This window comes from Plantactinospora sp. CNZ320 (genome assembly GCF_002846275.1).
Genome location: NZ_PJMP01000001.1, coordinates 4,685,149 through 4,709,776, shown reverse-complemented (window position 1 = coordinate 4,709,776; position 24,628 = coordinate 4,685,149). Strand labels below are relative to the sequence as shown.

Here is a 24,628-nt window from a genome sequence, read left to right as displayed (position 1 = left end):
GGCACCATGCTGGTCTGCGCCGTGCTGTCGGTCGGGTCGCGGCTCCCAGCCCGCCAGGGTGCCAGGGAAACACTGCCCGGGTGGGGGATCCTGGGCGGCCGTCGATCGTTCACGATGAATATCCGGCGTCCGTCCGGCGTTCGTGATCGAGAGCGAGGGTTCCGTGCGCAGTCGTCCGTTCCGCCCGACCCGATACCGGGCCCGTACCCTGATCCTGGCCGTCCTCGTCGCCACCCTGACGGTCACCGGCGGCAGCGCCGCGCAGGCGTCGGCCGAGGACACCGAACCGCCCAGCACGCCGGGCCCGATCACGGTTGTCGCCGCCACCACCAACTCCGTCGAACTCACCTGGACACCGTCGAACGACAACGTGGGGGTGGTGGAATACCACGTATCCCAGATCTTCACCGACATCGCGATGCTGCACCGGACTTCCACCAACAGCATCGTGCTCGGCCGCATGCTGCCGTCCCGGACGTACACCTTCGGGGTCTGGGCGGTGGACGCCGCCGGCAACCGGTCGACGGCGCCGCCGTCGCTGCGCTACACCCTGCCGCCGGGCGACAGTCAGCCGCCGACCGCACCGACCTCATTGTCCGTGGGAGAGGTCGGAGAGAGCACTGTCGGCCTCCGCTGGAATCCATCCAGTGACAACGTGCTGCTGGCTCGGTACGAGGTGCTGTCGATCGGGCCGACCGGCGCGGCCAGCGTGGTGGGACAGGTCCCGCTGATGCCGCCCGTCATTCCCAGTACCTCGCACACGGTCACCGGGCTGACGCCACGCACCGGCTACCGGTTCGCGGTGCGGGCGGTGGACGAGGCGGGTAACCGTTCGGCGCTCTCCAACCAGGTCGCCGTGACCACCGGGCCGGTGCCGACCTGCACGGCCCGGGCCCAGCGCGGCTATGCGGACGTCTGGATCTCGGTCCGGAACGTCGCCGCCACCCCGGTCGACGGGTGGACCATCTCCTGGGCCCTGCCGGACTCGCAACGGATCACCGCCATCTGGAACGCGGCGCTGGTCAGCCACGTCGGCGGGGTCGTCACCACCCGCAACCTCAACTGGAACGCGGTGATAGCCCCGGGTGAGACGGTGACCATCGGATACCTCGCCGCCGGGAACTTCCCGCCGGACCGTATCGCCCTGAACGGCCAGCTCTGTCAGGTCTGACGGGTCCCGTACACCCTGTCCGGCAACGGAGCGCGGTGTCTGGTTCGCTGGAGGGCGTGGTGCCGTGGGGCGCGTGTCTGGTTCGCTGGGAGCGGCTGTCCGGTTCGGTGGAGGGTGTGACTCGTTCGGGTGGGGTGGGGTGCGGCGTCTGGTTTCGGGTGGAGGGCGCGCCGGAGCGTGCGCGCCCTCCACGACCACCACGCCGGCTGGCTCCCGTCCGTCGCCAGACCGGTTCACTTTCCGGGCCGACGGCCGCGTGTCCTGCGGTGCAGGCCGGCGTTTACCTAGGTAATCGCACCTGTGCCGGTGCTGTCGATTGACAGGACTGCCGATATGAGAGGAAGTCGTCGATCCGATGTGCCGACGGTCAGGACACTGACGGGTGGCTGAACTTCCGCCGTACGCTGCGGAGATAGCCGCCGAGGTCGAAAGGGTGGCATCTTCGCCCGCCGGTACCGAGGAACGGGTGGCGGAACTCTTCGTGGCGCTGCGCCGTCTGGTGCCGTACGAGGCGGGTGTGCTTCAGGTGCTGAATCCGGAGCGCTGCCGGTTCGAGACGCTCGGCGCCGTGGGCTACCGCGACTCGACCATGACCTATCTCCTGGGGGACGCGCACTACCAGGAGGTGGAACTGCTCGGGCTGCACCGTGACCAGGCGCCGGTACGGGTCAGGGATGCGCCGATCCCGGTGTCCGAGATCTGCTCCTGGGCCGAGCACTTCGACCCGGCCGGCTTCAAGGAGGGCGTCGGCGTCCCGTTGTTCAGCCCCGACGGCCGGCAGATAGGTGTGCTGGCCATGCACACCGAGACCGTCGAGCACCCGACCGACGAGGCCCGGGACTTTCTCGGCCTGCTCGCCCCGGTCATCGCCGATGCGGTGGACCCGCTGCGGTCGGTCGCCGCACTCGCGACAATCGTCACCGGGGCGGTCGCCGGAGGGGTGCTCACCCGTGCCGGTGACGTGCTCACGCTGCCCGGACTGCCGGACGATCCCCGGCTGCGGCCGGGCTCGGCGGTGCTCGTCGCGGCGGCGGAGAGCCTGGCCGAGGGGGAGCGGCACGCCGTGTTCCTCTGCCCGGGTGGGCTGGAACCGGGCAGCCGGGGCTGTACCCGGGTCACCGTGCTGGCCTGCCCGGGGCACGCGCCGACGTACCTGCACGCGGTGGTGCTCTTCTCGGCACCCGGTGACCTGCACGGGTTGACCCCTCGGGAACTGGAGATCCTCGGCCTGCTCATCGAGGGCTGGTCCAACCAGCGGATCGCCAACGTCCTGGTGGTCGCCCCGCGTACCGTCGCCGCGCACGTCGAGCACATCCTCGCCAAGCTGGCGGCCCCGTCCCGCACCCTGGCCGCGGTACGCGCGATGCGGCTGGGCCTCTACGTACCGCGATCGCTGACCCGGAGTGGAAGATGACCCGTACCCCTGCCCTTCCCGAACTTTTCCGCGAGGCGGCGTCGATCGTCGCCAGCCCGGTCGGTGCGGACCGCCCGGCACAGTGGCTGTCCCTGCTGCGCAGGGTGGTGCCGTACGACGCGGTCTGGTTGTCCCTCTTCGACGACCGGTCCCACCGGTTCACCGAGGTGGCCACCACCGGATACGACGACCGGATCCGGAACTACTTCCGCACCGGCGAGACGACGCGCCAGGCCGAAGAGGCGGGGCTGACCGAGTCGTCGGTGCCCTATCGCGGCCGGGACCTGCCGGTTCCGGCAGCCGAGTTCCCGGTCTGGGCCGACTACTATTACCCGGCCGGGTTCCGGGAAGGGCTGGCGGTCGGCCTCTTCAGCCGGGATCGCCGCCACGTAGGCATGCTCGTGCTCAGCACCGAGGACCCGGCCCATCCCACCGATGCGGAGCGGGCCCTGATCGGCCTGCTGACGCCCCGGATCGCCGCCACCCTCGACCCGCTGCAGTCGCTGTCGGCGCTGGCCAGGGTCGTACACGACGCGGTCGCCGGGGTGGTGCTGACCCGGGCCGGCGATCCGCTGCCCCTCGGTGGCCTGCCCGACCATCCGCTGCTGGCGCCGGGCTCGACGCTGCTCGCCGTGATCGACGAGCACGCGCCGGGCGGCGAGGGCTCGTTCTCGTTCCTCTGGCCCGTCCGGCGCCCGGCGCGGCGGTCGTACCGGGTCCCGGCCGGTGGGCCGGAGCTGCCGGACGAAATGCTCCGGGTCGTGGTGCTGGGTTGCTCCGCCGCCCTGTCGCCACTGGTCGGGGTGGCGATGCTGGCGCCGCCACCGGCGGGCGGGTGTCCACTGGGCCGTCGCGAGCTGGTGGTACTGGGTCTACTGTTGGCGGGCTGGACGGAGGAGCGGATCGCGGTCGGGCTCGACCTGCCGGGTACGGCGATCGCCGAGGCGGTGGAGCGGAGCATCGACGGCCTGGAAGCCCCGGACCTGCACGTCGCCCTGCTGCGGGCGGCCCGGCGGGGCTGGTTCATCCCCCACCTGTCCGGGACGGCACCACTCGGCTGAGCGGGGCTCGGGTTCGGCACCGTTTCCGGTGGCGGTTCCCGCCGTTCTCATAGGTAACCGCACCGGTGCGGGTGGTGCGTTGACGGCGCTGGCGATACGACGAAGGAGTGGGTCATGTGGGTAACGGCTCGGTCCTCGGGTACGGGGGATGATTGACCTGCCGCCCGGTGCTGCCGAGATCGTGGCCGACATAGAGCGGATCGCGGCGATGCCGGGAGATGTGCGGGACCGCGTGCCGGAACTGCTGAGGGTGCTGCATCGGCTGGTGCCGACCGGCGCCTCGATGATGCACGTGCTCGATCCCGAGCGTCGGGAGTTCGAGGGGCTGGCCGAGTCGGGCTACCCGGAAGAGGCTCTCGCCTACATGCGCAGCTCGGAGCACTACCGGGAGATGGAGCTGCTGGGCATGGACCGGGACCGGCCGCCGATGTGCGTACGGGACTCCCCGGTGCCGCTCGATGAGTTGCCGTCCTGGGCGGAGCACCTGGAGCCGGCGGGTTTCCGGGAGGGGGTCGGCCTCACCCTGTTCAGCCGGGACGGTCGCCACCTCGGACTGATCACTCTGCACACCGACGACCCGGCGCAGCCGACCGACGAGGTACGGGACTTCCTCGGAATGCTCACGCCGACAGTGGCTGACGCCGTCGACCCGATGCGGTCGATCGTCACGCTGTCGAGGATCGTCGCCGACGCGCGGTGGGGTGTGGTGCTGACCCGGGCCGGTAACGCGCTGTCGCTGCCCGGGCTGCCCGACCATCCACTGCTCGGTGCCGGGTCGGCGGTGTTCGAGGTCGCGGCGGCGGGACTGCGCGAAGGGCACGTGCACAACGCGTTCCTGTGCCCGTACCCGTCGCCGGACGATCCGGGTCGGCACCTGCGGGTGACGGTGTTGGCCTGTCCGACCTCGGCGCCGGCATACATGCTCGCGGTACTGCTGGTCTCGCCAACGAGTGACCTGCGCAATCTGACCAGGCGCGAGTTGGAGATCCTCGGACTGCTCGTCGACGGCTGGCCCAACCAGCGGATGGCGAACCATCTGAGGATCACTCAACGCACGGTCGCCGCGCACATCGAGCACATACTGGACAAGTTGGAAGCTCCGACCCGTACCCTGGCTGCTGTCCGCGCACTGCGGCTCGGCCTCTACGTTCCCCAGCCCCTTGCCCGGATCCGACGTTGACTGTCCCACGTCGTCGTACCGGCCCGTCCATGGACGAAGGTTTGTGATGACCGCTCCGCCACCGTCTTCGTCGAAGGCGTTCCGTGGTCTGGTCGACATCGCCGCTGCAATGGGCCGTGACGGTCGGGCGGACGAGTTGCTGGCCGGGATCGGCGAGGTGATGCCGGTACAGGCCGTCTGGCTCGCCCTGTTCGACGACGGGTGCCGCCGGTACACCGAGGTGGCCAGCACCGGTTACGACACCCGGACCCGGAACTACTTCGGCACGTCGGCACTGCTGGAGCAGGTCGAACTGGTCGGGCTGACCAACTCACCCGTGCCGCAGCGGGCCCGTGACTCGCCGGTGCCGCTCGCCGAGCTGCCGGTCTGGGGGGAGTACTACCTCCCGGCCGGCTTCCGGGAGGGGATGGCGGTCGGCCTCTTCGCCCCGGACCGCCGGCACGTCGGGGTACTGATCATGTCCACCGACGACCCCGATCGGCCGACCGACGCCGAGCGGGACCTGGTCGGTGCGCTGGCTCCCCGGGTCGGCGCCGCCGTCGACCAGGTGCGGTCGCTGACGGTACTGGCGCAGATCGTCCGGAACGCCCGGGCGGGGGCGGTGCTGACCCGAGACGGTGAGGCGCACCCGCTGCCCGGCCTGCCCGGTCACCCGCTGCTGGCGCCCGATTCGGCGTTACCCGGTGTGGCCCTGCACCAGGTGCTGAACTCCGGCGGCTCCGCCTCGTTCCTCTGGCCGACCGGCGCCGCAGAGCATGACGACCGCTCGGGGTTTCTCCAGGTCGCAGTGCTGGCCTGTGGCACCGCGCCACCGTCGACGGTCGGGGTGCTGGTGCTGTCTGCGCTGCCCGGCGGCCGGTCGATGCTGACCCGCCGCGAGTTGGTGGTGGTCGGTCTGCTGCTGGAGGGCTGGTCCGACCGGCGGATCGAGGTCGGCCTGGCGCTGCCGGGCGGCAGCGTTGCGGAGATCGTCGCGCGGGTCGTGGTCAAGGTCGACGCCTCGGACCGACACTCGGCGCTGCTCCGTACCGCCCGCCGTGGCTGGTTCATCCCGCCGTGCGCTGGTCGCCCGCCACTGGTCTGAGCGTCCGGTTCCCCGGAACTCCGGTCCGCCGTGGCACTCGTCGTAGTGCTCTGGATCACAAGCCGGAACATGGAGCACCGTTTGTTACTTGAGTCGTACAAGCTCAACTAACGATGGCAGGTGTGTGATGGCAACTCTTCCGGTTCTTGCTCTGACCGATGCTGTCCTGCTGCCCGGCATGGTCATCCCGGTGACCCTGGAGGCGACCACCCAGGCAGCGGTGGACGCCGCCCGGGCCACGGGCGACAAGAAGCTTCTGGCCGTGCCCCGGGTCGACGGGGAGTACGGCTCCATCGGCGTCATCGCCACGATCGAGAAGGTCGGCCGGCTGCCCAGCGGCGAACCCGCCGCCGTGGTGCGCGGGCTGTCCCGGGCCCGGATCGGCTCCGGAGTCCCCGGACCCGGCGCGGCGCTCTGGGTCGAGACAGTCGCGATCACCGAGCCGGCACCGGCCGGCCGGGCCAAGGAACTCGCCCGGGAGTACCGGGCACTTGTGACGTCACTGCTACAACAGCGTGGCGCCTGGCAGGTCATCGACGCGGTCGAGCGGATGACCGACCTGACCGAACTGGCCGACTCGGCCGGCTACGCGCCGTGGCTCACCCTGGAACAGAAGATCGAACTGCTTGCCGCGCCGGACGTCACAGCCCGGCTCGAACTGCTGGTTGGCTGGGTGAAGGCGTACCTGGCCGAGCAGGAGGTCACCGAGCAGATCAACTCCGACGTCCGGGAGGGACTGGAGAAGTCCCAGCGCGAGTTCCTGCTCCGCCAGCAGCTCGCCGCGATCCGCAAGGAGCTGGGCGAGGACGAGCCGGACGGCTCGGCCGACTACCGCTCCCGGGTCGAGTCCGCCGACCTGCCCGACAAGGTACGCGAGGCGGCACTGCGCGAGGTCGGCAAGCTGGAACGGGCCAGCGACGCCTCTCCGGAGGCGGGCTGGATCCGTACCTGGCTGGACACGGTGCTGGAGATGCCGTGGTCCACGCGTACCGAGGACAACACCGACCTGGTGCAGGCCCGGCAGGTGCTGGACGCCGACCACGCCGGCCTGGCCGACGTGAAGGACCGCATCCTGGAGTACCTGGCGGTGCGCAACCGGCGCGCGGCCCGCAACCTCCAGGTCGTCGGCGGCCGTGGCTCGGGCGCGGTGCTCGCCCTCGGCGGCCCGCCCGGAGTCGGCAAGACCAGCCTCGGCGAGTCGGTCGCCCGAGCGCTGGGCCGGAAGTTCGTCCGGGTCTCCCTCGGCGGCATCCGGGACGAGGCCGAGATCCGTGGCCACCGCCGGACGTACGTCGGTGCGCTGCCCGGCCGGATCGTCCGGGCGCTGCGCGAGGCGGGCTCGATGAACCCGGTCGTGCTGCTCGACGAGGTCGACAAGATCTCGGCGGGGTACGCCGGCGACCCGGCCGCCGCCCTGCTGGAGGTGCTGGACCCGGCGCAGAACCACACCTTCCGGGACCACTACCTGGAGGTCGACCTCGACCTGTCCGACGTGCTCTTCCTGGCCACCGCCAACGTGGTGGAGGCGATCCCCGGCCCGCTGCTGGACCGGATGGAGCTGGTGACCCTGGACGGGTACACCGAGGAGGAGAAGGTCGCGATCGCCCGGGACCACCTGCTGCCCAGGCAGGTCGAGCGGGCCGGGCTGACCGCCGACGAGGTCAGCGTCTCCGACGCCGCGCTGGGTCGGATCGCCGCCGAGCACACCCGGGAGGCCGGGGTACGCCAGCTCGAACGCGCGCTGGCGAAGATCCTCCGCAAGGTCGCGGTTGCACTGGCCTCGACCGATGGTCCGGTACGGGTCGACACCGACAACCTGACCAGCTATCTGGGGCGGCCGAAGTTCACGCCGGAGTCGGCGGAGCGGACGGCGGTGCCCGGGGTGGCGACCGGGCTGGCGGTGACCGGTGCCGGTGGTGACGTGCTCTTCATCGAGGCGACAAGCATGGAGGGCGAGCCGGGGCTGACCCTGACCGGGCAGCTCGGCGACGTGATGAAGGAGTCGGCGCACATCGCGCTCTCCTACCTCCGGTCGAACGGCCGGGCGTTGGGGCTGGACCCGAACGCGTTGGCGGGGCGGCGGATCCACCTGCACGTACCGGCGGGTGCGGTGCCGAAGGACGGCCCGAGCGCCGGCATCACCATGGTCACCGCGCTGGCCTCGCTGGCCAGTGGCCGGCCGGTACGCCCGGAGTTCGGCATGACCGGCGAGGTGACCCTCTCCGGCCGGGTGTTGCCGATCGGCGGGGTGAAGCAGAAGCTGCTCGCCGCACACCGGGCGGGACTGACCGAGGTGATCATCCCGGCCCGGAACGAACCGGACCTGGACGACCTGCCCACCGAGGTGCGGGAGGCGCTGACCGTGCACACCCTGACCGACGTGGCGGACGTACTGGCGCTGGCCCTGCGGCCGGCCGACGACGCCGGACTGCTCGACACCGCCGACGGTCCGGCACTGGCCGCCGCCTGACCCCGATTCCGATTCCGACGATCATCGACGGGCCGCCCGCACCGCGCGGGCGGCCCGTCCCCGTCTGGCGCTGCCGGCTCTCAGGTGGCCGGTGGCGGTGGGTAGAGGTGGTAACCGGCAACCCGCTCCGGGGTGCTGTCGGGCATCCGCCGGGCCAGCTCGGCGTCCAGCGGTGAGCCGATCGGCGCCAGTACGGCCTCCGGCTGCGGGCGCCAGTGGCCGGGGTACCGGTTGAGTCCCCGGTCGAGCCGGTCGTCGACGACGCCGCAGGTGGTCCGTTCCGCGCTCAGGTAGGTGATCCAGTTGCAGGTCCAGTACCCGCCGTGCACATGGCTCAGCCCTCGCTCGCGCAACGCGGCCAGCACCTCCGAGCGCTCGGCGCGCTCCGCCCGGTATTCGCCGACGGTGCCGAGCAGGCTCACCGTGGCGGCCAGCATGGTGACCGCGAGCGCGGCGATCGGCAGCGCCGCCGGAACCGCCGTACGGCCGCCGGCCCGGACCAGCCGCCAGAGCGGCCAGAGCGCCACCGGCAGCGAGAGCAGCAGCACCGACAGGTAGCGGGCACTCTCCACAGGGGAGTCCGCGGCGGCCGGGCTGCGTACGTAGCTGAGCACGCTGAGCAGGCCGGCGGCGGCCAGTACCAGCCGGGTCATCGCCCGGGTGCGGTCGACCGGGTCAGGCGTCGCCGGGGTACGCAGCCGGCGTACCGCGAGCAGCAGGGCGGCGACGAGCAGGACCAGTACGACCGGTCCCCACCACAGCGACCAGCCGGCGCAGGAACTCGGCTCGCACAGGCCCATGCCCAGCGGCAGGCCCAGCCAGGCACCGCCGACGAGCCGGTCCCAGAGCCCGGCGTCGGTGCCGGCCCCGTTCAGCCGGAGGAAGACCGCCAGCGAGTTTCCGCCCCAGCCGGCCTGCACGTTCCCGACGACCAGCGGCAGTACCCCGACCAGCAGCCCGGCCCCGACCAGCCCGGCGGTGCGCCGGGTCAGTACCCGGGCGGTGCCGAGCACCACAAGCGCGCCGAGCAGGTACGGTGCCGGCAGCCAGTGGTTCCAGGCGATCAGTCCGAACAGGACGCCCCAGCCGGCGAAGGCGTACCAGCGGGTGGTTGCCCGGGTGGCCAGCAGGTAGCCGAGCAGCAGCAGCCCGGCGACCATCGGGGCGGTCTCCGGATAGCCGCCACCGGCGATCAGCTGGTTCTTCACGGTCCGGTCGGAGCCCAGCGCCAGCAGTCCGACGGTCAGCACCGCCAGGCCGGTGGTGAAGACGCGCCGGACCAGCAGGTACATCAGCACCAGGAAGAGCACGTAGAGCAGCAGCGTGGGGATCCGCAGCGCGGTCACCGAGGGCCCGGCCAGCGCGACGAGCGGCGCCGCCAGATACGCCTCGATGGTGCCCATGTAGTGCTGTCCGTAGAAGAAGACCGGCAGGTCCCGACCCTGCGCGATGTGCAGCGCGGCCAGTCCCATGGTGGCCTCGTCGCTGTTGGTGGGCGGGGTGCCGACCACGGTCAGCCAGATCCGCCAGAACAGACCGAGTGCGCCCAGCGCGGCGGCGAGCAGGCCGTAGCGGCCGGGACGGCGGAGGCGGAGCGGCACGAGACGCGAGTCTGTCACATCTCCGGTGCTGCCGTTCCGCCCCGACCGACCGTTGCGGGGGCACCACCGACGGTTGACCTCGACATTGCTTGAGGTCGTACTGTCGGTGGGCGCCGATAGGGTCCGGCCGATTCGGTGTTCACGGAGGGGTGCCAGCGATGAGTATGGAAGTAACGGCGTGGAACTCGCTCTACCACGCGATGCACGCCCAGCAGGACAGGCGGCCGTTCTCCATGGCCACCCTCCGGCGCATCGCCGGCTTCGCCCGGCCACACCGCCGCCGGCTGACCTTCTATCTGCTGCTCAGTGTGGTGATGGCGGTGCTCGCCGTGGCCACGCCGGTGCTGGCCGGTCGGGTGGTCGACGGCATCGTCGGCGGCGGGAGCACCGATCTGGTCGTCGGGCTCGCCGTGCTGATCGGGATCGTCGCGCTGGCCGAGGCCGGCCTCGCGCTGCTCACCCGCTACCACTCGGCGAGCATCGGCGAAGGGCTGATCCTCGACCTGCGTACGACGGTCTTCGACCACGTACAGCGGATGCCTGTCGCCTTCTTCACCCGGACCCGCACCGGTGCCCTGGTCAGCCGGCTCAACAACGACGTGATCGGCGCGCAGCGGGCCTTCTCCGACACCCTCTCCGGGGTGGTCGGCAATCTCGTCACGCTGCTGCTCACCCTGGTGGTGATGGTCGGGATCTCCTGGCGGATCACCCTGCTCGCGCTCGTGCTGCTGCCGGTCTTCGTGTTGCCGGCCCGCCGGATGGGCAGCCGGCTGGCCCGGCTGGAGCGCGAGGCCGCCAACCACAACGCGACGATGAGCACCCAGATGACCGAGCGGTTCTCCGCGCCCGGCGCGACCCTGGTCAAGCTCTTCGGCCGGCCGGCGGAGGAGTCGGCCGAGTTCGCTCTGCGGGCCCGCCGGGTCCGCGACATCGGGGTGCGCACCGCGATGCTCCAGGCGGTCTTCATCACCGCGCTCACCCTGGTCTCGGCGCTGGCTCTCGCCCTGGTGTACGGCCTCGGCGGCTTCTACGCGCTGCGCGGCGAACTGGAGCCGGGCGCCGTGGTCGCGCTCGCCCTGCTGCTGACCCGGCTCTACGCCCCGCTGACCGCGCTGGCCAGCGCCCGGGTCGAGGTGATGAGCGCGCTGGTCAGCTTCGAGCGGGTCTTCGAGATCCTCGACCTCAAGCCGCTGATCACCGAGAAGCCGGACGCGCGCTCCGTTCCGGACGGGCCGGTATCGGTCGAGCTGGCCGAGGTGAGCTTCGGCTACCCGTCGGCGGAGAAGGTCTCGCTCGCCTCCCTCGAAGAGGTGGCGACCCTGGGCACCCGGGGCGGGGTCGAGGTGCTGCACGACGTGTCGTTCCGGGTCGAGCCGGGCCAACTCGTCGCGCTGGTCGGCTCCTCCGGGGCCGGCAAGTCCACGATCGCCCAGCTCGTACCCCGGCTCTACGACACCGACTCCGGCGCCGTACGCCTGGCCGGGCAGGACGTCCGGGACCTCACCGCCGACTCGATCCGGGACACGCTCGGCCTGGTCACCCAGGACGGGCACCTCTTCCACGACACCATCCGGGCGAACCTGCTGCTGGCCCGGCCCGACGCAGGCGAGGAGGAACTCTGGGACGTGCTGCGCCGGGCCCGGCTCGCCGACCTGATCGAGGGGCTGCCGGACGGGCTCGACACCGTGGTCGGCGAGCGCGGCTACCGGCTCTCCGGCGGTGAGCGGCAGCGGCTGACCATCGCCCGGCTGCTGCTGGCCCGGCCCCGGGTGGTGATCCTGGACGAGGCGACCGCGCACCTCGACTCCACCTCCGAGGCGGCGGTGCAGGCGGCGCTCGGCGAGGCACTTGCCGACCGTACGGCGTTGGTGATCGCGCACCGGCTCTCCACCGTACGGGCCGCCGATCAGATCCTGGTGGTGGAGGAGGGCCGGATCGTGGAGCGCGGTACCCACGAGGAACTGCTCGCCGCCGGTGGCCGCTACGAGGAGCTGTACCGGACCCAGTTCGAGCAGGAGGACCGGCGGCCCCGGGCCGAGGAGGCGGAACTGGTCGCCGGCTGACCGGCCGGTTCTCGCACGTCCACGACCTCGGGACGGCGTGGCGGACCGATGCGGCTCGACCCGACAATGACTGGGTGACAATCGAACCATCCCGAGTCGGGTCCGCTGCCGGATCGGTACCCGCCCAGCCGGCGCCGCCGGAGATCGCCCCCGAGACCACGCCGATCCCGGAGATCTCGCCGACACCCGATACCACCCCGATCCCCGAGACCACGCCGCCGCCGGACGTCCCCACGGCACCGGACGGCCCGACCACCGCCGAGGCGCCGACGCCGCACCCCGCGACACCGGTACCCGTGGCACCGGAGCCGGCGTCGGCCCCGGCCGGCGAGGCGGTGTCGCGGTCGTCCGGCGACGGCTCGGCCAGCCCGACCAAGGTACGGATCGACACTCCGGGCGCCACCATCGAGATCGAGGCGAACGAGTCGCTGGCCGAGGTGGTGGCGACCGCACTGCGGCTGTTCCACGAGGCCGGCGGCTGGCCGCAGGTGAACAGCCGGTCCGCCGGGTTCGCCCAGGCCGAACGCCGGGAGACCCATCCGGTGCAGCCCAGTTCGATGCCGTACGGGCCGGGGTCGTATCCGGTACAGATGCCGTAACCGCCGGGCACGGGTGATCGGCAACGCGGCGCCGACCGGCCGGGATGGCACGGCGGAGTCACCCGGCGGGAGAAGCAGTACCGTGGCCTGGTGGGCAACCCATTGCAGACTCTCTCCCTGGCCGACCTGCGACGCCGTACCAGCGAGAAGTGGCGACGGTACCCGCCGGACGTACTCCCGCTCTGGGTCGCCGAGATGGACGTGCCGCTCGCCGAGCCGGTGGCGCGGGCGCTGACCGACGCCATCGGGCTCGGCGACACCGGCTACCCGCCGGACGGTACTGACTACGCCTCGGCGCTCGCCGGCTTCGCCCGGGAACGCTGGGGCTGGGCCCCGAAGGTCGAGCACACCCGGCTGGTCCCCGACGTGATGCTCGGCGTCGTCGAGATGGTCAGGCTGGTCACCGGGTACGGCGACGCGGTCGTGATCAATCCGCCCGTCTACCCGCCCTTCTACGACTTCGTCCGGGGTGCGGACCGGCGGGTCGTCGAGGCGCCGCTGAACGCGGAGTACCGGCTCGACCCGGATGCCCTGGAGCGTGCCTTCGCCGAGGCCGTCGACGGGGGACGGTCGGCCGCCTACCTGCTGTGCAGCCCGCACAACCCGACCGGCACCGTGCACACCGCCGACGAACTCGCGATGGTGATCGAGCTTTCCGACCGGTACGGCGTACGCGTGGTGGTGGACGAGATCCACGCGCCGCTGATCTATCCGGGCGTGACGTTCCGGCCGTACCTCTCGATGCCCGGCGCCGAACGCGGCCTCGCGCTGCACTCCGCGTCGAAGGCGTGGAACCTGGCCGGGGTGAAGGCGGCGCTGGCGGTCGCCGGGCCGGCGGCCGCCGACGACCTGGCCCGGATGCCGAAGGTTGCCGGCGACGGTGCCAGTCATCTGGGTGCGCTCGCGCACACCGCCGCGTTCCGCCACGGCGGCGGGTGGCTCGACGAACTGCTGGCCGGGCTCGACCAGAACCGCCGGCTCCTCGGCGCCCTGCTCGCCGAGCATCTGCCGCAGGTGCGGTACCGGCCGCCGGAGGGCACCTATCTGACCTGGCTGGACTGCCGCGACCTGCCCCTGCCGGGCGGTGACTCTGGTGCACCCGCCGATCCGGCCGAGGTGTTCCTGGAGCGCGGCCGGGTGGCGCTGGTCTCCGGGCCGCTCTTCGGCACCGGCGGTGCCGGACACGCCCGGTTCAACCTGGCGGCCTCGCCGGAACTGGTCACCGAGGCTGTCCGCCGGATGGCCGCCGCGCTGCGCTGACCTGTCGACCACGGGCCGGGAATCGCCGTCGATCAGCAGACCCGGTACGGCGGTTCCCGGTGGCAGACTGCTCGGCATGACGGGTGCGGATCCGGCGGCCGGGGACCTGCGGGTGGCGCTCGGTGGGGGTACCGGCCAGCCGGTGCTGCTGCTGTTGCACGGGATGGGCGCGACCGGCGACGTGTGGCGGGGCTGGGCGGGGCTGCTCGCCGACCGCTGGCCGGGACGCTGGCTGGCGCCGGACCTACCCGGGCACGGCGGCTCGGCGCCACTCGACCGGTACTCCTTCGACTCGCTCGCCGCCGGCCTGGCCGGACTGCTCTCGCCCGGGGACCGGGTGGTGGTGGTCGGGCACTCGCTGGGAGGTGCGGTGGGGCTCGCCCTGGCTGGGCGTGGCGCGGACGGTCCGGCCGGTGGCGGGGCCGGCTGGGCGGTAGAGGCGGTCGTCGGGCTGGGTGTGAAGGTCGGCTGGACCGCCGACGAACTGGCCAGGGCCGCCGCGCTGGCCGACCGGCCGGTCACCTGGTACGACTCCCGTGCCGAGGCGGCGCGACGCCATCTGCGGGTCTCCGGGCTGGCCGGGTTGGTCGAACCGGACGATCCGGTGGTCGACGGCGGAATCGTCCCGGTCGGGGACGGCCGTTTCAGGCTGGCGATGGATCCGCGTGCGTTCGGCGTCGGGGCTCCCGAGCTGGGCGGGTCACTGGCGGCGGTCTCCGCCCCGGTGCTGCTGGCCCGTGGCGAGCACGACCCGATGGTCGGTGACGACGAGTTGGCCCGGTTCGGTGCGCCGACGTGCACGCTGTCCGGTCTGGGGCACAACGCCCACGTCGAGGATCCCGCCCGGGTACTGGCGCTGCTCGACGGGTTGACCGCCGTCCGGTCGTGATCCGGCTGTCCGGTTTTTGGTCATGATCGGGTGGCTGGCGGGGGCGGATCGCGGAACACCGGGCCGGGGGCGGTCGTTATACCTGGCGCACGTCCGCAGCAGCGGTCCCCCGGCTGTGGGCGCGGTTGGCCGGCCTGCGGGAATGACGGGCCGCCGGCCCCGGTTACATCTCCCCGGCACCCCGGTAGCGGGCATGCCGTTCTTCTTCCCTTCGACACGTCCACCGTGTCGCACCCCCGGAATGGAAGGCGACCATCATGACTCACGTCAAGCGATGGCTACCGGCCATCACCGACACCCCGATGCGTAAGACCGCCCTGGGCATCGCCGGACTCGCCGTCGTCGGCGGCGCGTTCGCCGGCCCGGTGATCGCGATGGACAACCCCGGCACCGGCTCCCCGACCGCCGCGTCGGTGACCGCCGACATCAAGCAGATCGACAAGCGGGCCCCGTCGAAGGTCCTGGACTACCAGTACAAGGCGCAGGAGAACTTCTACTACTGCGCACCCGCCGCGACCCGGATCGCCCTGTCGGCACAGGGACACACCCCGTCGCAGGACGAGGTCGCCAAGCAACTCGGCACCACCGAGGCCGGCACCAACTCGGCCGAGGACACCACCCGGGTACTCAACTCCACCGGCGGTAAGGACTACCACACCGTCGCGATCCCGGACAGCACCGCCAAGCCCGAACAGATGGACCGACTCCAGGTCGACATCGTCAACGCGATCGACGCCAAGCGTCCGGTGGTGATGAACATCAAGGGCACCGCCACCGACACCGACGGCATGTCGCACTCCTACCCCGGCGGGCACTACCTGACCGTGGTCGGATACGACGACCACGGCCGCAAGGTCAAGATCGCCGACCCGGCCAACCCCAACCAGGGCGAGTACTGGATGAGCACCATCACCCTCGCCAACTGGGCCACCGAACGCGGCTACTCCGCATAACAACAACACAACACACACAGCACACGTGAGAGGGCCAACCCCACCCGGGGCTGGCCCTCTCACCATCTCCAGACCATCGGCACGTGCCGGCCCGGAGCTGAGAGCCCGCCACCCCCGTACCGGCGGGGTCTCAGGCGCCGAATTCGAATCGCGGACTGTCCCGGCTCAGGATCGCGGTCGTCGGTTCGACCGCCCAGAGCGCGGCGAGTTCGTCCGCGAGCGTGGCGGTGAGCTTCGGGACGTCGGCCGACGCGCTCTCGTGCAGTCCCTCGATCACGATCAGGATCTCGTCGGTGCCCTCCCGGACCGCCGAGTAGCCGCTCTGCCGGTTGGTCCAGCGCCGCGCGTGGGCCCGACCGTCGGCGTCGGCGAAGACGACCTCCCCGACGGCGGGATGCTCCGACTCACCCGAGAAGGTCAGGTAGGTCTCCGTGCCGTCGGCCGGCCGTACCTCCAGGTTTCCGGCGATCCGGGTCACGTCGAAGACGCCGACCGGGATCGCGTAGGCGAGCGAGGCGGCGTTGCAGAGGTCGATCAGCGGATGGATCCGGGGCAGCGAGCCCTCCCGGGCGAAGCGGCGCAGCAGCGCCTCCGCCGCGCACCGGTACTGCGTCGGCTTCAGCCCCATCCGGGTGAAGGCGCGGCGCCAGGCCCGGATCTCGGGCTGCTCGGCGGCCGGGCCTTCGGCGAGCCGGGTCGCGGCGGTGGCGGTGAACCTGGCGATCGCCGAGTCGACCGCGGAGTCGATGGCCGGTCCGGCGTTCCGGGTCAGGCCGGTGGCGGCGACCACCCCGGCGACCAACTCCGGATGGTCGGACCAGATCTCGGCCGAGTGCTGGAAGTACACGTGTCACCTCGTTGTCCGTGCGCGCTCCGCCGGCCCGCGGCGGCGTCGGTCCCGCTTACTCTGCCCGGCACAATGGTCTGATGGACAGGGCCAAACAGGAAGCAGCCGACAGGTCCATACCGTCCGGCTCGGACTTCCTCCAGCTCGACATCGGCGACGCGCCGGCCGGTGGCCGGGCCGACTGGCTCGCCGGCCGGCTGCGGTTGGCGATCTCGGACGGCCGGGTGCCGGTGGGCGGGCGGTTGCCGGCGACCCGGGTACTCGCCGCCGAGCTGGGCGTCTCCCGGGGCGTGGTCACCGAGGCGTACCAGCGGCTCGTCGAGGACGGGCACGTCGCCGGGCGGGGCCGGGGCGGTACCGTCGTCGTCTCCGCCCCGCTCGATGCACCGGCCGTGCCGTCCCGGACGACCCGCACCCCGACCGGGCCGCCCCCGGGCCGCGTGTCGAGGTCGGTTGCGCCGACCAGCACCCCGGCGTCCGGATCCAGCGGCACCCGGGCACCGGACCCCGGGCTTTTTGGTACCGACCCCCGCCCCGACATCTTCGACTCGCTCCGCGCGGCGCCGGCCCGGATCGACCTGACGCCCGGCGTACCCGATCTCGCCGCCTTTCCGCGCGCGGCCTGGCTGCGGGCCGAACGCGCCGTGCTGCACGACCTGACCCCCGGCGACTTCGGCTACGGCGACCCGAGAGGCACCCCGAGGCTGCGGCTCGCCGTCGCACACTGGCTGGCCCGCAGCCGGGGCATCGCGGTGGACCCGGACGACGTGCTCGTGGTGGCCGGGGTCGCGCAGGCGTTGACCCTGCTCGGCCAGGTGTTGCACGCCGACGGGGTGCGGACGGTAGCGGTGGAGGACCCGGGCTCGCTCGGGGTACGGCAGCAACTGCGCAGCTGGGGCCTGGCGACGCCGCCGATCCCGGTCGACGCCGGCGGGCTGCGCGTCGACGAGTTGGTCGCCGGCGGCGCTCCGGCGGTGATGCTGACCCCGGCACACCAGTTCCCGACCGGGGTGGTGCTGGACGGCGCCCGGCGGCGCGAGCTGATGCGCTGGGCGGCCGGCGGCGGGTTGATCGTGGAGGACGACTACGACGCCGAGCACAGGTACGACCGGCCACCCGTACCGGCGCTGCGCGCCGTATTACCCGAACAGGTCTGTTACGCCGGCAGCGTCTCCAAGCTGCTGGCCCCGGCCCTGCGGGTGGGCTGGCTGCTGGCGCCGAGCCGGTACCGGGCCGCCCTGGTCGACGCCAAGCGGACCGCTGATCTCGGCAACGCCGCGCTGCCGCAACTGGTACTCGCCGAGCTGATCGACTCGGGGGCGCTGGAGCGGCAACTGCGGTTCCTGCGCCGTCGGCACGTACGCCGCCGGGACGCGATGATCGCGGCGATCCGTACCCACCTGCCGGACGCGGTGGTGCACGGCGCGGCGGCGGGACTGCACCTCATGATCACCTTTCCGGAGGGTGCCGGCGCGGTCGACGACGTCGCACTGGCGACCGCGGCACTGGCCCGGGGAGTCAAGGTGCAGCCGCTCTCCTGGCACCGGCAGCGTCCCGGCCGGCCCGGACTGGTGCTCGGCTACGCCGCCAGCAGCACCGCCGAGATCTCCGACGGCATCGCCATCGTCGGTGCCGTACCGCGCTGACATGATCGGGGCTGTCGAAAGGAGCGCGACGTGGTGGACGCGACGCAGGTGACGGATCCGTGCTGCGAGCATGCCGAGGGACCGGTCTGGGACCCCCGGACGGAACGGCTGTTGTGGGTGGACATGCTGGCCGGCGACGTACTGACGATGGCGCCGGACAGCCCGCAGGTGCGGCGGCACCACGTCGACAGCGTCGCGGCGGTGGTCCGGCCCCGGGCCGGTGACGACGGCTACCTGGTCGCGGTCGAGCGCGGGTTCGTCCTCACCGACGGGCAACTCCGGCCGGTACGCCGGCTGCCCGACCTCTGGACCGATCCCGACGTACGGATGAACGAGGGCGGCTGTGACCCGGCCGGCCGGTTCTACTGCGGCTCGATGGCGTACGACAGCCGGCCGGGTGCGGGGACGCTCTACCGGCTGGACGCCGACCTGACGGCCCGGCCGGTCCTGGCCGACGTCACCATCTCCAACGGCATCGGCTGGTCGCCCGACGGCACCCGGGCGTACTACGTCGACACCCCGACCCAGCGCGTCGACGTCTTCGACTACGACCCGGAGCGCCCCGGCCTGACCGGACGACGGCCGTTCGCCCGGATCGAGTCCTCCGACGGCGCACCCGACGGGCTGACCGTGGACGCCGAGGGAGGGGTGTGGGTCGCGCTCTGGGGCGGCGGCGAGGTACGCCGCTACGCGCCGGACGGACGGCTCGACGTACGGCTGCCGGTGCCGGCCGGCCAGGTCACCGCCTGCACCTTCGGCGGGCCGGAGCTACGCGACCTCTACATCACCACCTCCCGGCTCGGCCTGACCGACCCGGAGCCGGGGGCCGGGGCGCTGTTCCGGGCAGATCCCGGGGTCGCCGGGCTACCGGTCACCCCGTTCCGGGACTGAACCGCCACCGGCCCTCCTCGCCGGCCGAGCCGCTCCACCGTGACCTCGTCACAGAACTGGTGTGCTGTGCCGGGTCGCCCCGGCGAGCGGCCCGGTCAGCGTGTGGTCGCGTCCTGGACCTCGCCGACCAACTCCTCGACGATGTCCTCAAGGAAGATCACCCCTGTGGCGCGTCCCGTGTCGTCGAGGACCCGGGCGATGTGGGCGCCGCCGCGCCTCATCGTGGCCAGGGCCTCCTCCAGCTCGCCGTCGCGCCGCACCGCGGCGAGTCGCCGTACCCGCTTGGCGGGTACGGCTTCGCCGTAGGCGCTGCCGGTGAGGTCCATGACGTCCTTGATGTGCAGATATCCGTTCGGCTCGCCGTTGTCGGTGAGGAGGTAGCGGGAGTAGCCGTGCGTGGCGACCGCCCGCTGGATCTCGGCCGGCGTGACCCTGGTGGACAGGACGACGAGCTCGTCGAGCGGAACCTCCACGTCGGCGACGGTCTTCCCGGTGAACTCGACGGCCGCGGTCAGGGTGCCCGAGCCGTCGACGAGTACCCCTTCCCGGGTCGACTGCGCCACGATCGTCGCGACCTGGTCCAGGGTGTAGGTGCTGGTGGCCTCGTCCTTGGGGGTGACCCGGAACAGCCGGAGGATGCCGTTCGCGATCCCGTTCAGGCTCCAGATGATCGGCTTGAGCACCCGGGCCACGAAGACCAGGGGAGGAGCGAGGAAAAGGACCGCCGCGGTGGGCACCGAGAACGAGATGTTCTTCGGCACCATCTCGCCGAACACCACGTGCAGGAACGTCACAAGCATCAGCGCGACGACGAAGGCGAGCACGGTGACCGATTCCGGCGACAGCGGGGTGTGCGCGAGCGGGATCTCCAGCAGGTGGTGGATCGCCGGCTCGGAGACGTTCAGGATGAGCAGCGAACAGACCGTGATGCCGAGCTGGCTGGTCGCCAGCATCAGGGTGGCGTGCTCCATCGCCCACAGGCTGGTCCGGGCCGCGCGGCTGCCCGCCTGGGCACGGGGCTCGATCTGGGAGCGCCGCGCGGAGATGACCGCGAACTCCGCACCCACGAAGAACGCGTTGACGACCAGCAGGACGCCGAGCCAGATGATGCCGGGCAGGTACTCGCTCATCGGGCAACCTCCGCAGCGCGGACGTCCGCCGGCCGATCGGCCTCCGGTCCGCCGCTGCCCCCGGTGGGGACGAACCGCAGCCGGTCGACCTGTCGGCCGTTGAGGTGTTCGACGCGGAGCACTCCGCCCTCGACGGCGATCTCGTCGCCGACCCGGGGGATCCGCCCGAGGCGCGCGGTGACGAACCCGGCGACCGTGTCGTAGTCGTCATCCTCGGGGATCATGATCTTGGCCCGTTCGAGCAGCTCGTCAGGGCGGAGCGAGGCGTCGAAGAGGATCGACCGGCCACGGCGTACCACAAGGGTCCGCGCCCGGTCGTGCTCGTCCTCGAGATCACCGACGATCTCCTCGACGAGGTCTTCGAGGGTGACGATGCCGGCCGTACCGCCATGCTCGTCGTAGACCACCGCGAACTGGAGGCCCTCGCCACGCAGGGCCGGCAACAGGGTGTCCAGGCCCATGGTCTCCGGGATCCGCAACGGCTCGACCATGAGATCTTCCGCCCGTACCTGCGACCGGCGCTCCGCCGCGACGGCGAAGGCGTGCTTGACGTGCAGGACGCCGATGATGTCGTCGACGCCCCGGCCGATCACCGGGAACCGGGACAGGCCGGTGGCGATCGAGCGTTCCAGGATCTCCGCGGCCGTGGCGGCGGAATTGACCGACGTCATGCGTACCCGGGGGGTCAGCACGTCGGAGGCGTCCCGACCGGAGAACCGCAGGGTACGGTCGAGCAGCGTGGCGTGGTCCGGATCGAGTACGCCGGCCCGCGCCGAGTGCCGCAGCAGCGAACTGAGTTCCTCGGCGCTGCGGGCGCCGGACAGTTCTTCCTTGGGTTCGATCCCGAAGGCGCGGATGACGGCGTTGGCCGTGTTGTTGAACAGCAGGATCAGCGGTTTGAACACGGTGGTGAAGGCGGACTGGAACGGCACCACGAGCTTCGCCGTGCGCAGCGGCACCGCGAGGGCGAAGTTCTTCGGCACCAGCTCGCCGATCACCATCGAGAACAGGGTCGCCAGCCCGATACCGGCCACCGCCCCCACCCCGGGCACCACGCGCTCCGGCACTCCGATCGTGCCGAGCGGGCCGGCGAGCAGGGCGCTGACCGCCGGTTCGAAGGTGTAGCCGGTGAGCAGGGTGGTCAGCGAGATGCCGAGCTGGGCGCTCGACAGGTGTGTTGACGTGATCTTCAACGCCGAGATGGTCGGACCCAGGCGCTTCTCGCCCCGGGCCCGGCGGGCCTCCAGATCTGCCCGGTCGAGATTGACCAGAGCGAACTCGGAAGCCACGAACAGGCCGGTCCCGACGGTGAGGATCAACCCGATCCCCAGCAGGACCCACTCATGCATCGGTCAGCCCCTCTCCCGCGACGGCCGGCACTCGGGCGGCCGGGGCGGAGAAGGGCCAGGGACTATGAGAAGGAATGTCGTCCATAACCCGGCGAGATTATCGGCCTGAGCTGGGAAAAAGCTGGAAGCCCGCGCCGAGCCTGTCAGGCACACCGACCAGCTGCGGCGCAGCCGGAAGGCGTGGGGAGTTCACGAGGTCCGGCGCTACCCGACGCCGGTCAACGACGAGTTGAGGCTTTTCGGCCCGCTGGCACTAGCCGTCCTTGTCAACCTTCAAATGGGTGATTCAACGATAAGGTTGAGGGAATGAGTGTCCTTGAATCTCCTGGTCAAGGTGCGCCGGTCACCGAGTGGATCCGGGTCACCGGAGCCCGCGAACACAACCTCGCGGCCGTCGACGTCGAGATCCCCAAGCGCCGCCTGACCGTTGTCACCGGAGTCTCCGGGTCGGGGAAGTCGTCGCTGGTCTTCGAGACGATCGCCGTCGAGGGCCAGCGGCAGATGACCGAGATGCTGCCGATGTTCGTCCGTACCTTCATGCCGAGTTCCGCCCGCCCGGCCGTCGACCTGATCGAGCACCTGCCGGCGACGGTCGCGATCGACCAGCGACCGCTGACCGGCGGACCCCGGTCCACCGTCGGCACCATCACCGACATCGCCCCGTTGCTGCGGCTGCTCTTCGCCCGGGTCGGCGAGCCGTTCGTCGGCTACCCCGACGCCTTCTCGTTCAACATGGCCGCCGGGATGTGCCCGGAGTGCGAGGGGCTCGGCGAGATCACCGACGTCGACCTGGCCGCCTTCCTCGACCCCACCCGGTCGCTCAACCAGGGGGCGCTGCTCGCCCCGACCTTCAAGGTGGGCAGCCGGGACTGGCACCTGCTCGCCGCGTCGGGCCGGCTCGATCCGGACAAACCGGTGTCGGCGTACTCGGAGCGGGAGCTTGACGACCTGCTCCACTCCACCGAGGGCACGGTGCCGCTTGAGGTGGCCGGGTCGACGCTCAACCTGAGTTACGAGGGCGCGGTGGTGAAGTTCCGCCGCCGCTACCTCGACCAGCCGGCGGACCCGGCGGAGCGGACCCGGCGGATGGTGGCGGAGTACACCACGACGGTCCCGTGCCGGGCCTGCGGCGGCAGCCGGCTGTCGCAGCTGGCGCTCTCCAGCCGGGTCGGCGGGCACAACATCGCCGAACTCTGCGCGATGGAGGTGGAGGAACTCCACGGCGTACTGGCCGGGCTGGAGGTGCCGGCCGCCAAACCGGTACTGGACGCCCTGGTCGCCCAGGTCGGGCACCTCGTGCAGATCGGGCTTGGCTACCTGAGCCTCGACCGGCGTACCGGCACCCTCTCCGGGGGCGAGTCGCAGCGGGTCAAGATCGTCCGCCACCTCTCCAGCAGCCTCAACGACCTGCTCTACGTCTTCGACGAGCCGAGCGTCGGGCTGCACCCCCGGGACGTGCACCGGCTCACCGACCTGCTCCGGGCGCTGCGGGACAAGGGCAACACCGTACTCGTGGTCGAACACGACCGGGACGTGATCGCGGCGGCCGACCACGTCCTCGACCTCGGCCCCGGTGCCGGTACCGCCGGCGGAAGGGTGGTCTACGCCGGTGGTGTCGAGGCGCTCGCCGACGCCGACACCCCGACGGGCCGGGCGATGACCCGGAGCACCCGGTTGAAGGAGACGGTACGCACCCCGACCGGCGTACTCCCGATCGTCGGCGCCCGCACCCACAACCTGCGCGACCTCAGCGTCGACATCCCGGCGGGTGTGCTCACCGTGATCGCCGGGGTGGCCGGCGCCGGCAAGTCGAGCCTGGTCGGGGGCGCGTTCCGGGCCCAGCACCCGGAGGCGGTGATCATCGACCAGTCGATGCCGCACGCCAACCGCCGCTCCACGGTCGTCACCTACACCGGGGTCGCCGACCAGATCCGGGCCGAGTACGCCCGGGCCAACCGGGTCAGTCCGGCCCTGTTCAGCGCCAACTCCTCCGGTGCCTGCGCCACCTGTGCCGGGCTGGGCGTGGTGCAGGTCGACTTCGGCGCGCTGGAGGGCGTCTCGCTGGTCTGCCAGACCTGCGACGGGCGCCGCTTCTCCGACGAGGTGCTGGAATACCGGCTGCGCGGGCGGACCATCAGCGACGTACTGGAGATGACAGTCGCGCAGGGGCGGGAGTTCTTCGCCGGCAACCGCCGCGTCGCACCGGTGCTCGCCGCGACCGCCGACGTCGGGCTGGACTACCTGCGGCTGGGCCAGCCGTTGACAAGCCTCTCCGGCGGGGAGTGTCAACGGATCAAACTCGCCACCGGACTGCACGGCGGCGCCCCGGCGTACGTGCTCGACGAGCCGACCACCGGGCTGCACATGGCGGACGTGGGCCGGCTGCTCGGCGTACTGGACCGGCTGGTCGACGAGTACGCGGCGACGGTACTCGTGATCGAGCACAACCTGGACGTCATCGCGCACGCCGACTGGGTGCTGGAGCTGGGGCCGGAGGGCGGCAGTCGAGGTGGTCGGCTGCTCTACCAGGGCGAGCCGCGTGGCCTGGTCGAGCTGGCCGGCTCGCCCACCGGCGTACACCTGCGCCGGGCCCTGGGGCTGGCGGAGGTGACGGCATGAGCCGGGTGGTCGACGAGGAGCGTCGCCGGTTCGCCGCCGCCGTCGCCGAGGCCGCCGGGGAGGTGGTGGAGCTGCTCGGCGCGCACCAGATCCGGCCCGGGGCGCCGTTCCCGGTCGCCGAGCTGCTGCCGCCGTTGACCGCGCGGCTACACACTCTTCAGGCGGCCGTCGACGGGTACGCCGGGCCGCTGGCCGTGGATCCGGCGGGTCGCCCCGACCCGCTGGGCGGGGAACTCGCCGGCCTGATGAGCTGGCTGCAACTGCTGCGGGTGCAGTACCGCGGGCTGGAGGACATCCCCGAGACGATGCGGATCACCGCCGGCCGGAGCTTCGCCGCCGCACACGTCGCCGCCCGCCGGTTGCGCGACCGGGCTCGCCGCCTGGCGAGCTGACTCCCGGCC

Annotated in this window: 19 protein-coding genes; 15 read left to right on the top strand and 4 right to left on the bottom strand. The window is 71.8% G+C overall.

Translation table 11 applies throughout. The features are described 5' to 3' along the window. Positions 1 to 163 precede the first annotated feature (163 nt). The 6 genes from CLT71_RS20920 (at position 164) to lon (ending at position 8,380) form a co-directional block, all read left to right on the top strand. Positions 164 to 1,171: a fibronectin type III domain-containing protein gene (locus CLT71_RS20920; RefSeq protein ID WP_143743523.1), complete on the top strand. Its 1,008-nt coding sequence runs from the start codon at positions 164 to 166 to the stop codon at positions 1,169 to 1,171. Between the two features lie 433 nt (positions 1,172 to 1,604). Further along, positions 1,605 to 2,585: a LuxR C-terminal-related transcriptional regulator gene (locus CLT71_RS20915; RefSeq protein WP_143743521.1), complete on the top strand. Its 981-nt coding sequence runs from the start codon at positions 1,605 to 1,607 to the stop codon at positions 2,583 to 2,585. Beyond that, on the top strand, positions 2,582 to 3,646 hold the full coding sequence (locus CLT71_RS20910; protein WP_101368596.1) for a hypothetical protein: 1,065 nt from the start codon (positions 2,582 to 2,584) through the stop codon (positions 3,644 to 3,646). Before CLT71_RS20915 ends, CLT71_RS20910 begins: the two co-directional genes overlap by 4 nt. Positions 3,647 to 3,794: 148 nt before the next feature. After that, positions 3,795 to 4,826: a LuxR C-terminal-related transcriptional regulator gene (locus CLT71_RS20905; protein ID WP_101368595.1), complete on the top strand. Its 1,032-nt coding sequence runs from the start codon at positions 3,795 to 3,797 to the stop codon at positions 4,824 to 4,826. Between the two features lie 46 nt (positions 4,827 to 4,872). After that, positions 4,873 to 5,910, top strand: coding sequence for a hypothetical protein (locus CLT71_RS20900; protein ID WP_143743520.1), 1,038 nt, complete (start codon positions 4,873 to 4,875; stop codon positions 5,908 to 5,910). A 127-nt stretch (positions 5,911 to 6,037) separates the two neighbouring features. Then, positions 6,038 to 8,380: an endopeptidase La gene (lon, locus tag CLT71_RS20895; RefSeq protein ID WP_101368593.1), complete on the top strand. Its 2,343-nt coding sequence runs from the start codon at positions 6,038 to 6,040 to the stop codon at positions 8,378 to 8,380. 80 nt (positions 8,381 to 8,460) lie between these two features. Here the strand turns inward: lon and CLT71_RS20890 are convergent, their stop codons facing one another. Then, positions 8,461 to 9,981: a glycosyltransferase family 39 protein gene (locus CLT71_RS20890; RefSeq protein WP_101368592.1), complete on the bottom strand. Its 1,521-nt coding sequence runs from the start codon at positions 9,979 to 9,981 to the stop codon at positions 8,461 to 8,463. 158 nt (positions 9,982 to 10,139) lie between these two features. Between CLT71_RS20890 and CLT71_RS20885 the strand changes: the two genes are divergently transcribed. The 5 genes from CLT71_RS20885 (at position 10,140) to CLT71_RS20865 (ending at position 15,745) form a co-directional block, all read left to right on the top strand. Next, positions 10,140 to 12,044, top strand: a complete 1,905-nt coding sequence (locus CLT71_RS20885) for an ABC transporter ATP-binding protein (protein WP_101368591.1) — start codon at positions 10,140 to 10,142, stop codon at positions 12,042 to 12,044. Positions 12,045 to 12,118: 74 nt separating this feature from the next. Further along, positions 12,119 to 12,643: a hypothetical protein gene (locus tag CLT71_RS20880; protein WP_101368590.1), complete on the top strand. Its 525-nt coding sequence runs from the start codon at positions 12,119 to 12,121 to the stop codon at positions 12,641 to 12,643. 90 nt (positions 12,644 to 12,733) lie between these two features. Next, positions 12,734 to 13,903 carry a MalY/PatB family protein gene (locus CLT71_RS20875; protein ID WP_486483371.1) on the top strand — a complete coding sequence of 390 codons (1,170 nt, stop codon included), beginning with the start codon at positions 12,734 to 12,736 and terminating at the stop codon, positions 13,901 to 13,903. 76 nt (positions 13,904 to 13,979) lie between these two features. Further along, complete coding sequence (locus tag CLT71_RS20870) at positions 13,980 to 14,792, top strand: alpha/beta fold hydrolase (RefSeq protein ID WP_101368588.1); 813 nt, start codon at positions 13,980 to 13,982, stop codon at positions 14,790 to 14,792. A gap of 257 nt (positions 14,793 to 15,049) precedes the next feature. Next, positions 15,050 to 15,745 carry a C39 family peptidase gene (locus tag CLT71_RS20865; protein WP_101367426.1) on the top strand — a complete coding sequence of 232 codons (696 nt, stop codon included), beginning with the start codon at positions 15,050 to 15,052 and terminating at the stop codon, positions 15,743 to 15,745. A 130-nt stretch (positions 15,746 to 15,875) separates the two neighbouring features. Here the strand turns inward: CLT71_RS20865 and CLT71_RS20860 are convergent, their stop codons facing one another. Beyond that, positions 15,876 to 16,592 carry a phenylalanine--tRNA ligase beta subunit-related protein gene (locus CLT71_RS20860; RefSeq protein ID WP_101368587.1) on the bottom strand — a complete coding sequence of 239 codons (717 nt, stop codon included), beginning with the start codon at positions 16,590 to 16,592 and terminating at the stop codon, positions 15,876 to 15,878. A gap of 80 nt (positions 16,593 to 16,672) precedes the next feature. Here CLT71_RS20860 and pdxR point away from each other — a divergent pair, with 80 nt between their 5' ends. Beyond that, a complete protein-coding gene (gene pdxR / locus CLT71_RS20855; protein WP_101368586.1) occupies positions 16,673 to 18,238 on the top strand; it encodes a MocR-like pyridoxine biosynthesis transcription factor PdxR in 1,566 nt (521 codons plus the stop codon). 30 nt (positions 18,239 to 18,268) lie between these two features. Continuing rightward, positions 18,269 to 19,129 (top strand): SMP-30/gluconolactonase/LRE family protein, encoded by an 861-nt coding sequence (locus CLT71_RS20850; RefSeq protein ID WP_199187669.1) that lies wholly within the window; start codon positions 18,269 to 18,271, stop codon positions 19,127 to 19,129. 95 nt (positions 19,130 to 19,224) lie between these two features. Here CLT71_RS20850 and CLT71_RS20845 read toward each other — a convergent pair whose 3' ends face one another. Both CLT71_RS20845 and CLT71_RS20840 read right to left on the bottom strand, forming a co-directional pair. Beyond that, positions 19,225 to 20,259, bottom strand: coding sequence for a hemolysin family protein (locus CLT71_RS20845; RefSeq protein ID WP_101368585.1), 1,035 nt, complete (start codon positions 20,257 to 20,259; stop codon positions 19,225 to 19,227). After that, complete coding sequence (locus CLT71_RS20840) at positions 20,256 to 21,608, bottom strand: hemolysin family protein (protein ID WP_101368584.1); 1,353 nt, start codon at positions 21,606 to 21,608, stop codon at positions 20,256 to 20,258. The genes CLT71_RS20845 and CLT71_RS20840 overlap by 4 nt, the downstream gene beginning before the upstream one ends. Before the next feature lie 306 nt (positions 21,609 to 21,914). Between CLT71_RS20840 and CLT71_RS20835 the strand changes: the two genes are divergently transcribed. Then, the gene (locus CLT71_RS20835; RefSeq protein WP_101368583.1) at positions 21,915 to 24,227 is read left to right on the top strand and encodes an excinuclease ABC subunit UvrA; all 2,313 of its coding nucleotides are present in this window, start codon (positions 21,915 to 21,917) and stop codon (positions 24,225 to 24,227) included. Continuing rightward, complete coding sequence (locus CLT71_RS20830; RefSeq protein ID WP_101368582.1) at positions 24,224 to 24,619, top strand: hypothetical protein; 396 nt, start codon at positions 24,224 to 24,226, stop codon at positions 24,617 to 24,619. The genes CLT71_RS20835 and CLT71_RS20830 overlap by 4 nt, the downstream gene beginning before the upstream one ends. Positions 24,620 to 24,628: the final 9 nt, after the last annotated feature.

Bases quoted from the DNA above. Each gene is read 5' to 3' on its own strand.
- lon (WP_101368593.1), top strand. From the start codon at position 6,038: ATGGCAACTCTTCCGGTTCTTGCTCTGACCGATGCTGTCCTGCTGCCC.
- CLT71_RS20910 (WP_101368596.1), top strand. From the start codon at position 2,582: ATGACCCGTACCCCTGCCCTTCCCGAACTTTTCCGCGAGGCGGCGTCG.
- CLT71_RS20840 (WP_101368584.1), bottom strand. From the start codon at position 21,608: ATGCATGAGTGGGTCCTGCTGGGGATCGGGTTGATCCTCACCGTCGGG.
- CLT71_RS20870 (WP_101368588.1), top strand. From the start codon at position 13,980: ATGACGGGTGCGGATCCGGCGGCCGGGGACCTGCGGGTGGCGCTCGGT.
- pdxR (WP_101368586.1), top strand. From the start codon at position 16,673: ATGGACAGGGCCAAACAGGAAGCAGCCGACAGGTCCATACCGTCCGGC.
- CLT71_RS20830 (WP_101368582.1), top strand. From the start codon at position 24,224: ATGAGCCGGGTGGTCGACGAGGAGCGTCGCCGGTTCGCCGCCGCCGTC.
- CLT71_RS20905 (WP_101368595.1), top strand. From the start codon at position 3,795: ATGATTGACCTGCCGCCCGGTGCTGCCGAGATCGTGGCCGACATAGAG.
- CLT71_RS20900 (WP_143743520.1), top strand. From the start codon at position 4,873: ATGACCGCTCCGCCACCGTCTTCGTCGAAGGCGTTCCGTGGTCTGGTC.
- CLT71_RS20835 (WP_101368583.1), top strand. From the start codon at position 21,915: ATGAGTGTCCTTGAATCTCCTGGTCAAGGTGCGCCGGTCACCGAGTGG.
- CLT71_RS20865 (WP_101367426.1), top strand. From the start codon at position 15,050: ATGACTCACGTCAAGCGATGGCTACCGGCCATCACCGACACCCCGATG.
- CLT71_RS20885 (WP_101368591.1), top strand. From the start codon at position 10,140: ATGAGTATGGAAGTAACGGCGTGGAACTCGCTCTACCACGCGATGCAC.
- CLT71_RS20845 (WP_101368585.1), bottom strand. From the start codon at position 20,259: ATGAGCGAGTACCTGCCCGGCATCATCTGGCTCGGCGTCCTGCTGGTC.